Origin of the sequence: Algibacter miyuki (assembly GCF_030409805.1) — a bacterium.
GTDB classification, from domain to species: domain Bacteria; phylum Bacteroidota; class Bacteroidia; order Flavobacteriales; family Flavobacteriaceae; genus Algibacter; species Algibacter miyuki.
Window position 1 is genome coordinate 1,209,797 of sequence record NZ_JAUFQP010000013.1, and the last position, 13,112, is coordinate 1,222,908.

Sequence of the window (13,112 nt, forward strand, 5' to 3'; positions counted from 1 at the left end):
GATTTTAAAGGAGGCTTAGAAGTTTGTTAAAAATTTAAACCATTTTTTCCTTAATTGAATCAATTATAGGCTCTAAATCACTTTTGTAATCGAACCAAAGCGTGCCTTCTTTCTTTTTAAACCAAGTGAGTTGGCGTTTTGCGAAACGTCGGGTGTTTTTCTTGATTTCTGAAATGGCAAATTCTAAAGTCCATGTTTGGTCTAAATAATTAAATATTTCTTTGTATCCGACAGTGTTTAATGCATTCAGGTTTTTGTAAGGTACTAAGGTTTTTACTTCTTCAATTAAACCTGAATTTACCATAATATCTACACGTTGATTTATGCGGTCGTAAATAAGTTCGCGGTCCGCAGTTAAACCAATAGTTATAGTTTTAAAATTGCGTTTATTTTTTTCTTTATTTAAAAATGAAGCATATGGTTTTCCAGTACCAATACAGATTTCTAAGGCGCGAATAACACGATGCGGATTGTCTATTGCAATGGTGTTGTAAGATGTGTTATCTAATTCTTTTAGTTGGGTTTTTAAATGCTCTAAACCATTATCTTGTAGTGATTTATTAAGCGCTTCCCGAATAGATGGTTCAACTTCAGGGAAGTGATCTAAACCATTAGTTACGGCATCACTATATAGTCCAGAACCACCAACCATAATAACAACATTGTGGTTTTTATAAAGTGTATTTAAACAAGTGATGGCTTCTTTTTCGAAAGTCCCCACGTTGTAATTTTCTTCTATAGATTTGTTGTGAATAAAATGGTGTTTAGCGCCATCAAGTTCATCTTCGGAAGGTGCTGCTGTACCAATTTGCATTTCTTTAAAAAACTGTCGAGAATCGGCTGAGATTATTTCGGTTTTGAAATACTGTGCTAGTTTTATGCTTAATGCTGTTTTTCCGATGGCTGTTGGGCCAACTATGGAAATTAAATATTTTGGTGTTGTGCTGATGGTTGTTGTTTTAATGAATGACAAAAATATAGAAAAGTATGGAGTTTTGTGTTGTGAATGGCTTCTCTTTTTTAAGCTCTTAGATTTAAAATGCACTTTTAAATATACCCGATGCTAGCGGATACACGCGTTAAGCATTGTAGAGGAAAGCCCACAGCCTGACGTAGGAAGTGCGCGGACTTGTAACGGAAAGCCTGACCTGAAAGGTAACGCCCAAATGATATTAAGGGTTTAGTGTTTGGCCACAGTTGTAACAGAATTCTGCATTATTTTTATGGCCTTCGGCGGCGCAATTGCGGCAAGCTTGCGTATTGGTAGGTGTTTTTTGTTCGGATGCTTTGGTGAGTTCGGAGGTGACAATACCTGTGGGAACAGCAATGATGCCATAACCAATAATCATAACGATGGAGGCGATGAATTGCCCTACTGGAGTTTGTGGTGCGATGTCGCCATAACCTACAGTTGTTAGGGTTACAATACACCAATAAACACTTTTTGGGATGTTGGTAAAACCATTATCTTCACCTTCGACCAAGTACATAATGGTACCCAAAATTATAGATATGATGATTACTGCAAAGAGGAATACCGATATTTTGGCGCGACTGGCTCTAATGGCACTCATTAAATTATTGGATGCGCCCATGAAACGCGCGAGTTTTAAAATCCTGAAAACTCGAAGTAAACGTAAGGCGCGTAGGGCTACTAGGGCATGTGTGCCTGCAAATATGAGTGATAAATATTTTGGAATGGTGGATAGTAAATCGATAATGCCGTAAAAACTAGTGATGTAATGTAGCGGTTTTTTTACGGTGATGATGCGGGCCACGTATTCGATGGTGAATAGAATGGTAACAATCCATTCGCAAATGTCAATTATTTTATGGAACCGGCTGTCTATTGTTTTTACGCTTTCGAGCATTACGAGTATGATACTGGCAATGATTACAACGAGCAGAATGACATCGAAAAGTTTGCCTTCGCGTGTGTCGGCTTCATAAATAATTTCGTGAAGACGGGCTTTCCAATGCTTTTTATTTGGTGTATTCATGTATTATTATAACGTTTTACAAAGCTAAAACGTGGTATAAGGAGCTGTTAGTTCTGTTTTAACTATTAAAAGTAACGGTTTTGTTGGGGTAAAACTAATGATTTTTGTTTATTTTCTCTGTATTAAGAAAAGGGAGTTATTTTGAATGTGGACCACGCTGTTCATGAATTCTTTTAAATACGGGTAATATTCTTCAGGATAAAGGCTTTCGGAGAGATTAATTCTGATGAAAAGCTGAATATGATTGTCAAAGGTTTGTGAGGAAAATATAAGTAAGCCTTTGTTGTTTGGTATGGCGAGGGTTTTGCTTTCGGGATTTTCGAGTATCTGAAATTTTGTATTGTCGAAATTAAGTTTAAAACTATAGAAATAGGTTGCTGAATAACCAAAATCAATAGGATAGGAGCGCTCTTGTAGCTTGAAAGGGTTGGTGGTAAAAAACTTCGAAATAAAAGGGTTTAGGTAAAGGTTTTTAGCTTCAGGGTTGTCGAATTCAAGTTTAACGTTGTAGCTTTCTATGAAGTCTTCGCTAGTTTTACCTTCGCTTAAAATACTGTGGTTTTCTATTTCTAGATTAGGGTATTGGTTTTCTAATTTATCGATGTAACTATTTGGGTTTGGATAGTAGTTTTTCTTACTGTTAATGGCTTTGTATCCTGTGTTTCGACTTTTAATAGTGCCAGATATAGAGGTGTCGTTGTTTAAGGTTAGGTCTGCGGCATACTGTATGGATGTTGATGTTTTTGGAGTGATATCAATCCATTGGCTCCCATTTTTAAAGTCTAAAAGACGTCCTTGACCATTTAAACATCTAAAAGGAATACCGCCAAAACTTAAAAACCGATCGGTGGCATCTAAAAAATAAGTTTCTCCATTTATAATAACCTGCGTTATAAGGTAGTTGAAATCTGAGATTACAGGGTAAATAGTGGTTGGGAATCCGTTATTTCTAGTAGAAATTAGAACCGGTTTTGCATCGAATTTGGCTTCTTTTAAAACGTTATGGAGTAAGATATTTATAGAAGAGACGTTCCCGGAATGGGTTTTAATGAGGTCTTTTATGGATGCATCTGTAAATATTCTATAATCGCCATTCCATGTATAATTGTTTTGAATGTATGTGTATATGGCTTGGGCTTTTTTTAAGGCGTTGGTTTCGTTGATGATTTCGGGTGGAAGTAAGTCTTCTAAATTCACCGACTTTCTGAGTTGGCGTCCAATTTCCTTTTCGGTTTTAAATTCTTTGTCAACGTCTTTCCATGTTTTGGTGTAATCCTTAATAGTGCCGTCCATGCCTCTAAAGGTTTTTAACTCATATTCTAGCCGAGCTAAATAATTGTTTTTAGTAGTCATGTAATCTTCCTCAATAAAAGCAGGAATATCGCGCATGGCGTAAATGTTAATGCCACAGTCAGCCGAAGCGCCATTGCCCATTTCGAGGCATTTTTTCTTGATTTCCGATGTATGATTTGCTAGTTTTTGTTCGCCTACAAGCTTAACATTGTATAACCAGTTTCCTGGAATGTTTTCTTTGTACTCACTGTAAATTTTAGGGATATGGCTTTGGAAATTCCAACCGTGATATTTAAACATGAACGGAGAAATAATGGTGTAGCTGTAAGTGATTACAGAGCCTTCTTTAAGGTTTGGTAGGGTGAATTTTGTTAATGTGTAATGCGCGTCGTAATCTTCGGTAAAAATATCTTTTTGAAGAATTTGTGATTTAACTATTTTGCCAGCAATCTCGTTGTGTGTGCTTGCTTTAATGTTTTCTACTTTTTCCCAACTGTCTTTAGATTTATAAAGATATATGGTGATGTTTGCGTTATCAAAACCTTCTTTATTTATTAGTTTGATTTTACGTTTTATTTCGGTACGTAAATCATAATCGTTTGGATCTACATAACTGCTACCTTGCTCGTAAATAACGATGGCATTTGCTGAAGAATCCTTACTGAAACCTCTAGCTCGAATATCTTCTAATTTAACATCAAACGTTTCTGAGTTGTATGATTCTTGAGCAAAGCAAATAGGACTTAAGAATAAAAGAAAGAGAACGATATTAAGCTTCATTTTTAGTCGAAGTTGATTATTTTTAGACGTTTGTTTTTGCGGATGTAATTTTTAATAATATGCTGGGCATCTCTATTGTTTTCCATGGGAGTGATAATGGATTCTAATACATCAATATTGTTAATTTGATAGTTTAGATTAACAAATCCAAGTCCTTTAAAAACACCGTTTTCTATTAAAACAGCGCTACGTTCATCAACTTCGCGACCTCTATCAATAATAACCATGTTTTTATTGTTGCAACTGTTTTTTTCAATTAAAGCATTTACACGTTTATTGTACAATTCTGGCGCTTCTTTTTGAATGCAAGCACCTTCACAATTTTTAACATCGTAGCTAAAACAACTTGTTTTTGTTTTGTAGATGCCACTGAGTTTTTGGCAGAGATTAAACTCTTCCACAGCGTTCATGATAAAACTCTTTCCGCTTTGAATATTTGCGAATGTGGTAATGTTTTTTTTACGTCCGTCGGCCACATCAATTTTTAAATTAATGTATTTGTTTTCATCTATAAAAGAATATAAAGCGTGAGTAAATTTAGATCGACGTAAAGCTTTGTTGAAAAGCGGTTTATTGCGTTTTATTTCTTCACTTTCTTTAAGAAGTGCAACAAGTTCGCTACCTGTAGCTTCGTAAGTTACAGCGCTTACTAATTTCTGTATCTTTTTAGATTTAGAATTGGTAGCCGTGAAATGTTGATTTAGGCGTTTTTTAATGTTATTGCTTTTACCGATATAAATAATATCACCTTCGGCGTTGTGGATATAGTAAACTCCTGTAATGGATGGTAATCCATCTAAAATATTTAAAAATTTGGAGTCCAATTTGTTTTTTGCACCTAGCTTAATAGATTTCTGAATAATAGTTTTACTCGTGTCTTTAGCGAGTAAAAGTTTAAACAGTTTTACCGTAGCCAAAGCATCGCCAGAAGCACGGTGCCTGTCCGTAACCGGGATGCCAAGCGAGCGTACTAGCTTGCCTAAACTATAAGAGGCTTGGTCTGGGATTAAATCTTTAGATAATTCTACCGTACAAAGTGTTTTTCGTTTGTAGTCGTAGCCTAAGCGTCTAAATTCTGTACCTAAAATTCGATAATCAAATTGTGCATTATGAGCCACTAGAATACAATCTTCGGTAATTTCTATGATACGTTTAGCAACTTCGTAAAACTTTGGTGCATGCGTTAGCATTTTACTGTTTATGCCGGTTAGGTTGACTACAAAAGGTTGAATTTCGCGTTCTGGGTTTACAAGGCTTATAAATTGATCGACAACCTCGTGGCCATCGAATTTGTAAATGGCAATTTCAGTTATGCCTTCTTCGTTAAATTTTCCACCAGTGGTTTCAATGTCTACTATTGCGTACAAAGGGTTGAATTATAAGTTAATAAATAACGCTTAAAGGTTATTTTTGTTGATTTTTTACTGTACTTAGGGTTAGCAATGTTCTTTTTATAAACTAAAAACAGACTGGTTGTGAACGGCTTGTTTTTTCGATTTAAAGTGCTAACTTCTAGTACCAAATATACTACTTCCAACGCGAACCATTGTGCTTCCTGATTGAATTGCTAATTTATAATCGCCACTCATTCCCATGGAAATAGTGTTAAACACTGATTTATTGGTGTTTAATTCTTTTAAATTATCAAAAGTAGATTTTAAAAGCTTGAATTCAGTTTCCACTTGCTGCTCATCTTCAGTAAAACTCGCCATGCCCATAACACCAGTAATTTGAATGTTTTTTAAGGTTGAAAAATCTTGAGATTGAAGAATTTCAGAAGCTAAAGTAGGCGACATGCCAAATTTTGAATCTTCCGAAGCTATTTTTATTTGAAGCAAACAATTGATTGTTCTATTGTGTTTTTCGCCTTGTTTGTTTATTTCTTCTAGTAGTTTGTAGTTGTCAACACCATGAATTAAAGCTACAAAAGACGCCATGTATTTTACTTTATTGCGCTGTACATGCCCGATCATATGCCATTGAATATCTTTTGGCATGGCTTCAAATTTATCGGCCATATCTTGGATTTTATTCTCTCCAAAAATACGCTGTCCGTTTTCGTAGGCTTCCATTAAATCCGGGATAGGTTTGGTTTTTGAAACCGCTACAAGAGTAACGTGGTCGGGGAGTGTTGCTTTTATTTGTTTAAGGTTGTTGCTAATACTCATGCTGCGTTTTTAATAATTTCTTTTAATTTTTTGTATCGCTTAGTTTGGAAACCGATGCTTCATTTTATTTGTTCAAAGTAAAACAGATTGAGTTTGATTATTCCTTTAAGAAAATTGCTTAGAAACAGTCTCTGCCTTTCTGTTTTCCGAATAATCATAAAAACCTTCACCGGATTTAATACCTAATTTTCCTGCGTTAACCATATTTACTAATAATGGGCACGGCGCGTATTTGGGGTTTTTAAAACCGTTATACATCACGTTTAATATGGATAAACAAACATCTAAGCCAATAAAATCAGCCAGCTGTAATGGCCCCATAGGGTGTGCCATGCCGAGTTTCATAACGGTGTCAATTTCAGTAACGCCAGCAACACCGTTGTATAGTGTTTCTATAGATTCGTTTAACATGGGTATTAAAATACGGTTAGCCACAAAGCCAGGGTAATCGTTAACTTCTACGGGGGTTTTGCCTAAAGTTTCCGACAGATTCATAATGGTTTTAGTGGTTTCGTCGCTGGTATTGTAACCGCGGATTATTTCAACTAAAGTCATAATAGGCACTGGATTCATGAAGTGCATGCCAATAACCAAATCGGGTTTAGAAGTTACTGCTGCAATTTCAGTAATAGAAATAGAAGACGTATTGGTGGCTAAAATGGTGTTTTTGGAAGTAGCTTCATCTAACTGTTTAAAAATTTTTAGCTTTAAGCTCAGGTTTTCAGTGGCAGCTTCAATAACTAGGTCGCTATTTTTTACACCTTCAGGAATAGAAGTAAAGGTGCTGATATTTGATAAAGTATTGGTCTTATCCGTTTCTGAAATTTTTTCTTTAGCAACCATACGGTCTAAATTCTTCGAAATCGTATTTAAACCACGTTTTAAAGCAGCATCGCTAATGTCTATTAAATTCACTGTAAATCCGCTTTGTGCAAAGCTATGCGCAATACCATTACCCATAGTTCCTGCGCCAATTACTGCAATGTTTTTCATAAAAAGAATCAGTTTTTAGTTTTCGCTAAAGCGGAAAGGTATTAAGCCGTTTTTAAATTAAAAGCAGTCAATAATTCTGTTAGCCACACGTAGCGCTTCTGTACCGTCGTGTAAGGTAACTACAGGTGTTGTGTTGGTGTTTATGGCGTCGGCAAACGTGTTTAATTCATCTAAAATAGAATTATTATCGGCAACTTTTGGACTATCAAAATAGATTTGCTTTTTTACGCCTTCTGCATTTTGTAAAACCATATCGAAATCGCCAGGATTTTCAGGAGCATCCTTCATTTTAACTACTTCACATTTCTTTTCTAGAAAATCTACCGAAATATAAGCGTCCTTTTGAAAGAAGCGGGCTTTACGCATTTTTTTAAGTGAAATACGACTCGCTGTTAAGTTGGCAACGCAGCCATTTTCAAACTCTAAACGTGCATTTGCAATATCGGGCGTATCACTAATTACTGAAACACCACTTGCTGAAATGTGCTTTACTTTAGATTTTACAATGCTTAAAATAATATCGATATCGTGTATCATTAAATCTAATACCACAGGAACATCGGTGCCTCGTGGGTTAAATTCTGCCAAACGATGCGTTTCAATAAACATGGGTGATTTTATCTCGTCTTTAACGGCTAAATAAGCGGGATTAAAGCGTTCTACATGACCTACTTGTCCGCGTAAATTATGTTCAGCTAAAAGTGTTCTAATGTGTTCCGCTTCTTCAACGGTATTGGTAATTGGCTTTTCAATAAAAACATGCTTTCCTTTTGCTATAGCTTGCTTGGCGCAATCGTAATGCGATAGTGTTGGCGTTACAATATCCACCATATCTACAGCGTCTATAAGGTCGTCTATTGAGCTGAAAAACTTGTAGCCAAACTCGGCTTCTACACGTTTTCCGTTAGCTTCATCGGCATCATAAAACCCGACAAGATTATATTTTTCTGATTGATTAAGAAGTCTTAAATGAATTTTTCCAAGATGTCCAGCACCAAGTACTCCAGCGTTTAGCATAATTATAGGTTTTTAACAAAAATAACATATTTAGAACTTCAATGTGCTTCTTTGGGCTTAAAATTTTATTGGATTCTTGTTAAAAATAAAATCTTCAAAAATAGTTTTACCCTTTGAAATCTTTGACTAATTTTAACCCTGTAAAACTTCGCACGCATTGAAAGACACTTTTAGACATCACGGATTAAGACAGCAATTGGTTAATGTGTTAAAAAACAAAGGCATAACGCACACAGGTGTTTTGGCGGCTGTTGGTAAAATTCCACGCCATTTGTTTATGGATTCCGGATTTTTAAATCATGCATACCAAGATAAAGCGTTTCCAATTGGTGCCGATCAAACCATTTCGCAACCTTATACCGTGGCTTTTCAGAGTGAATTAATGCAAATTAAGCCAGGACACAAGGTGTTGGAAATTGGTACAGGTAGTGGTTATCAAACCGCTGTGCTGTGCGAATTGGGTGCTAAAGTATACAGTATAGAGCGCCAAAATGAACTCTTTAAAAAAACCAGTAAGTTTTTACCTAAATTGGGGTATAGACCTAAAAAACTCATTTTTGGAGATGGTTATATTGGCTTGAAAGCCGAAGCGCCTTTTGATAGTATTATTGTAACGGCTGGAGCGCCTTTTGTACCGAGACCTTTATTAAGTCAGTTGAAAATAGGAGGCAGGCTTGTGATTCCAGTAGGTGATGATGTACAAATTATGACACTTTTTGTTAGAAAAGGTCCAAAGGAATTTGAAAAAGAGGAACTTGGTGAATTTCGTTTTGTACCGTTATTGGAAGATAAGAATTAGGAAAAAAGCTTTTTTGAAAGTTTTATTAAGATTCAAAAAAGCTTTTGAGAATTCTGTAAGAAAAAAAATAACATTCCAGCTATATTGTTAATTATTAAAGTTCTTTTAGTGTCTCACTTATAATATTCCAACTTCCATCATACAGGCTTTCATCGTTTCAAAACTACGTTCGATATCGCTATCTAAACCTATTGAAAAACGTATTAAACCGTCGGTTAGTCCCATTTCTTTTTGTTCGTCTACAGGTATTTCGGAGGATGTAGAACTGCTTGGCGCGCTAAAGAGTGTTTTGTAAAAACCAAGACTTACGGCTAAATAGCCTAAGTTTTTATGTTGCATTAATTCCATTAAAGCATTTGCTTTTTCGGCAGAACCGGCATCTACAGTAAGTAAACCTCCAAAACCATAATCTTCATTCATCATGTTTTTGTAAGCTTGATGTGATGGGTGCGAACTTAATCCAGGATAGACCGTTTTAAGTCCGATAGCCTGAAATTTTTCAGCTAAATAAAGTGCGTTTTTACTGTGTTGCTGCATTCTTATATGTAAAGTTCTTAGGTTTTTCAAAATAGAAGCCGCTCGCAAGCTATCCATTGTAGCGCCTAAAAGCATAGCTGCTCCAGTGTTTACATTTCGTAAATCGTTTATAAATTCTTGTGTGCCGCAAACCACGCCACCAACAGTATCGCTAGAGCCATTTATAAATTTTGTTAAACTGTGTATTACGACATCAACACCTAAAATGGCGGGCGAAATAGAAAGCGGTGAAAAGGTATTGTCAACCACTAGTTTTAAATTGTGTTTTTTGGCAAGTGCTGCTAAGCTTTTAATATCGGCTACTTCTAAAAGCGGATTGCTAACGGCTTCACAATATAGAACCTTAGTGTTTTTAGTAATAGATGCTTCAACAGCGGCTAAGTTTGTGATATCGACAAAGCTCGTTTTAATATTAAATCGAGGTGTGAAATTCTTCAGAAACGCATAAGTGCCACCGTAAATGGTTCTGCTAGATACAATATGGTCGTTGTTTCCGCAGAGTTGTAGTAAAACCGCAGTAATTGCTCCCATACCAGACGCAGTAACGTTGGCTGTTTCGGTGCCTTCCATCGCGGCTAAAGCTTCGCCTAAATATAAGTTAGAAGGGGAGGAATGTCTTGTGTATAAATAGCAGCCATCTGCATTACCTTCAAAGGTGTCAAACATGGTTTTTGCTGATAAAAAAGTGTAAGTTGATGAGTCGGAAATAGAAGGGTTTACGCCTCCGAATTCACCAAAATATTGTAAATCCTGTATGTGGTTTGCGGGTTTAAATGTCATAGATGTTATATTGAGTGTTTTTACAAAGTTCAGTTTTATTAGTTTTAAAAACAATGGAGTATCTTATTTATAGTTTATAAATCTATTTTATAGTTAATTATTAGTTTTAAAAATGGTAAATTGTAATTTGTAAGATATTTAAACGAAAAATTTTCTAATATGATTTTTGATAATACAGATAAAAAACTGCTAGAATACCTGCAAACCGATTGTAAACAAACCAATAAAGCGCTTTCTAATAAATTAAATTTATCGGTAACGGCTGTTTATGAGCGGATTAAAAAACTAGAAAAAGGAGGGTTTATAGAAAGTTATATCGCTTTGGTTAATAAGGAGAAGATTGAGCGAAACTTCGTGGTGTTTTGTCATATAAAACTGGTGCAACATAGTCAGGATTATGTGGTGAGTTTTGAAAAGCAGGTTGCGGAATTAAACGAAGTTTTGGAGTGCTATCATGTTAGTGGTGAGTATGACTATCTTTTAAAAGTAGTTGTTAAGGATATGGTGGCATTCAGAGCATTTTTAGTAGAAAAACTGACTAATATTAATTACATAGGAAGCACGCAGAGTATGTTTGTAATCAATGAAATGAAGCATACTACGGTGGTAAAACTTTAAGATTTTTGTTGATTTTTTTTTATAGAATTTCGTGTTTTTGTTATTTGACGGTAATAATGGTATTTGCGTGAAATCTTTTTATTAATTTGCGAGATAATAACTAACCAATCATATATTTTAACATGAAAAAACTAATTCCTCTTTTTTTAGGGCTTATTATCGGTGCGGTAATAACGTATTATTTTTGTCCAAGAGTAGTAACCGATGCCAATGAAGGTGTTGAAAATCCAACAGGAACTATTACGATTATAGAAGCTGAAAATTTAAGTACTAACTGGGAAAAATATAATGAAACAGAAATAGATTCGACTATTGAGGTTGAAGGTTCTAGAAAACAGATGAGATCTGGCGCTTGGACTTTAAAAAATATAGAAGACTATCTGTATTTCGCAAAAAAAGAATCAGAAATTATAGGATATACTATGACTGGTTTACGTGTTTATTTAGGTAATTACGGCGGAAAAAGTAAGGGGAGTAACAAAAACAGAAACACACTGTTTATAGCGCCTACCGGACATAAAAACACAGCGGGGGTTAAAAGCTTAAAAGGTGATGTTCTTGGTGATGATGGAGATATCGTTCTTCCAATAGATCCTTTAAATGATGCTGCTGGGGGTGAAGATGGTTACCCTCAATAGCCGCGAGTATGGAAGAATTTTTGTTCGCTTATAAAAATACCATTTCGTATTTTTTAGAAAATATGGCGGCTGTAACAGGTTTAATCCTTTTTAAGAAGTATAAACATACAAATGCAAAGTATTTTATATACTTTTTGGTGTATTTGGCTGTTTGTGATTTCTTGGCGGGTTATACGCGTTATATTAGGAATGATGGTCCTTTAAGCTTTTTGGAAGATACGGTGTTTCGAAAAAATTATTGGTGGTCTACGTTGTTCTGGAAAATTGGAGCTATCGTGTTTTTTACTTTTTATTTTAATAAAATTTTAAAAACGCCCATTTTTAAGACTATAATTAAAGCTGTCGGGATTAGTTTTGTTCTCTTTTCGGTTAGTTATATTGCTTTACATTGGGATGCTTATTTTGTTACTTTTTTCCCTTCTATAGGTGTTTTTGGCGCTATTACTGTGTTAATATCTACGATTTTTTACTTTATAGAAGTGTTGCAAAGTGATAAGATATTAACCTTTTATAAGTCGTTAAACTTTTATATTAGTTTCGCTGTTTTTATTTGGTGGCTCATTATTACACCTTTAGTTTTTTATGATATATACATGAGTAATAAAGATTGGAATTTTATCTTTTTAAAATGGCAAATTTATTTAATTGCTAATATTACCATGTATTCAACCTTTACTTTTGCTTTAATATGGTGCAAACCGGAGAAAAATTAGCTACAACCGCCTCAGAGCGTTATTTAATAATATATATGATTGCTGTTTTGGTAATTGTAACGGCTTTAGTGGTCATCTTTTTTGTGGTGTTTTTAAAACGTAAAAATAAACTTTTAGAAGAAAACCTTAGGCAACAACAAGCTTTTGAGTCTGAAATTGCTCAGGCGCAAACCGAAACTCAGGAACAGACTCTTAAAAATATAGGTTGGGAATTGCATGATAATGTCGGGCAATTGCTGGCCTTTGCGAGTATGCAATTAAGTATTTTGAAAATGCAGGTAGATGACGATGTTCGTGAAAAATTTAAAGATACTTCGGAAGCCTTAAGGGAAAGCTTATCGGAAGTTCGAGCGCTTTCTAAAACTTTAAATAATGAAGTGGTGTTGAATATTGGTTTTGAAAAATCGATTTCAAATGAATTAAACCGACTTAATAAAATGAAGTTCGCTTCTGCGGAATTGAAGGTGATTGGTGATAAAATTGAGTTTGAAAACCGGAAGCATGAAATTATTCTATTTAGAATTCTTCAAGAGTTTTTGTCGAATACCGTGAAATATTCCGAAGCCGAAAATCTACATGTGATTTTAGAATATACATCGAAAAAATTAAGAATTATTGCCAAAGATGATGGTAAGGGATTTGATTTAGAAAGTGTAAGTCAGGGTTCGGGTCTTATTAATATGAAAAGTCGGGCAGCGTTAATTGCTGCGCAGTTAGATATTAAATCTGAACTTAATAAAGGTGTGACTTTAACGGTAGATTATGCTTTCGATTAG

The 13,112-nt window shown here is 35.0% G+C and carries 13 protein-coding genes; 5 read left to right on the top strand and 8 right to left on the bottom strand.

All coding sequences use genetic code 11. The features are described from left to right. Window positions 1-34: 34 nt before the first annotated feature. The 7 genes from miaA to QWY92_RS17090 form a co-directional block, all read right to left on the bottom strand. A complete protein-coding gene (miaA, locus tag QWY92_RS17060; RefSeq protein ID WP_290273507.1) occupies window positions 35-973 on the bottom strand; it encodes a tRNA (adenosine(37)-N6)-dimethylallyltransferase MiaA in 939 nt (312 codons plus the stop codon). A 199-nt stretch (window positions 974-1,172) separates the two neighbouring features. Beyond that, the gene (locus QWY92_RS17065; RefSeq protein ID WP_290273509.1) at window positions 1,173-2,000 is read right to left on the bottom strand and encodes an ion transporter; all 828 of its coding nucleotides are present in this window, start codon (window positions 1,998-2,000) and stop codon (window positions 1,173-1,175) included. Window positions 2,001-2,108: 108 nt separating this feature from the next. Then, window positions 2,109-4,073, bottom strand: a complete 1,965-nt coding sequence (locus tag QWY92_RS17070) for a DUF3858 domain-containing protein (protein WP_290273511.1) — start codon at window positions 4,071-4,073, stop codon at window positions 2,109-2,111. A 2-nt stretch (window positions 4,074-4,075) separates the two neighbouring features. Next, complete coding sequence (locus QWY92_RS17075; RefSeq protein WP_290273513.1) at window positions 4,076-5,440, bottom strand: exonuclease domain-containing protein; 1,365 nt, start codon at window positions 5,438-5,440, stop codon at window positions 4,076-4,078. A gap of 138 nt (window positions 5,441-5,578) precedes the next feature. Next, complete coding sequence (locus QWY92_RS17080) at window positions 5,579-6,241, bottom strand: YggS family pyridoxal phosphate-dependent enzyme (protein ID WP_290273514.1); 663 nt, start codon at window positions 6,239-6,241, stop codon at window positions 5,579-5,581. 105 nt (window positions 6,242-6,346) lie between these two features. After that, a complete protein-coding gene (locus tag QWY92_RS17085; protein ID WP_290273516.1) occupies window positions 6,347-7,234 on the bottom strand; it encodes a 3-hydroxyacyl-CoA dehydrogenase family protein in 888 nt (295 codons plus the stop codon). A 57-nt stretch (window positions 7,235-7,291) separates the two neighbouring features. Next, window positions 7,292-8,251, bottom strand: coding sequence for a Gfo/Idh/MocA family protein (locus tag QWY92_RS17090; RefSeq protein ID WP_290273518.1), 960 nt, complete (start codon window positions 8,249-8,251; stop codon window positions 7,292-7,294). 157 nt (window positions 8,252-8,408) lie between these two features. On the opposite strand from QWY92_RS17090, the gene QWY92_RS17095 reads away from it, so the two are divergent. After that, the gene (locus QWY92_RS17095; protein WP_290273521.1) at window positions 8,409-9,050 is read left to right on the top strand and encodes a protein-L-isoaspartate(D-aspartate) O-methyltransferase; all 642 of its coding nucleotides are present in this window, start codon (window positions 8,409-8,411) and stop codon (window positions 9,048-9,050) included. A gap of 117 nt (window positions 9,051-9,167) precedes the next feature. On the opposite strand, the gene QWY92_RS17100 is transcribed toward QWY92_RS17095, so the two are convergent. Further along, window positions 9,168-10,367 (bottom strand): aminotransferase class I/II-fold pyridoxal phosphate-dependent enzyme, encoded by a 1,200-nt coding sequence (locus tag QWY92_RS17100; RefSeq protein WP_290273524.1) that lies wholly within the window; start codon window positions 10,365-10,367, stop codon window positions 9,168-9,170. 159 nt (window positions 10,368-10,526) lie between these two features. Between QWY92_RS17100 and QWY92_RS17105 the strand changes: the two genes are divergently transcribed. The 4 genes from QWY92_RS17105 (at window position 10,527) to QWY92_RS17120 (ending at window position 13,112) form a co-directional block, all read left to right on the top strand. Then, window positions 10,527-10,985 (top strand): Lrp/AsnC family transcriptional regulator, encoded by a 459-nt coding sequence (locus QWY92_RS17105; RefSeq protein ID WP_290273525.1) that lies wholly within the window; start codon window positions 10,527-10,529, stop codon window positions 10,983-10,985. Window positions 10,986-11,107: 122 nt separating this feature from the next. After that, entirely contained in the window at window positions 11,108-11,623 is a 516-nt protein-coding gene (locus tag QWY92_RS17110) for a hypothetical protein (RefSeq protein ID WP_290273526.1), read from the top strand. A gap of 8 nt (window positions 11,624-11,631) precedes the next feature. Continuing rightward, window positions 11,632-12,336 (top strand): hypothetical protein, encoded by a 705-nt coding sequence (locus QWY92_RS17115; RefSeq protein WP_290273528.1) that lies wholly within the window; start codon window positions 11,632-11,634, stop codon window positions 12,334-12,336. Then, window positions 12,312-13,112 carry a sensor histidine kinase gene (locus QWY92_RS17120; protein ID WP_290273530.1) on the top strand — a complete coding sequence of 267 codons (801 nt, stop codon included), beginning with the start codon at window positions 12,312-12,314 and terminating at the stop codon, window positions 13,110-13,112. Before QWY92_RS17115 ends, QWY92_RS17120 begins: the two co-directional genes overlap by 25 nt.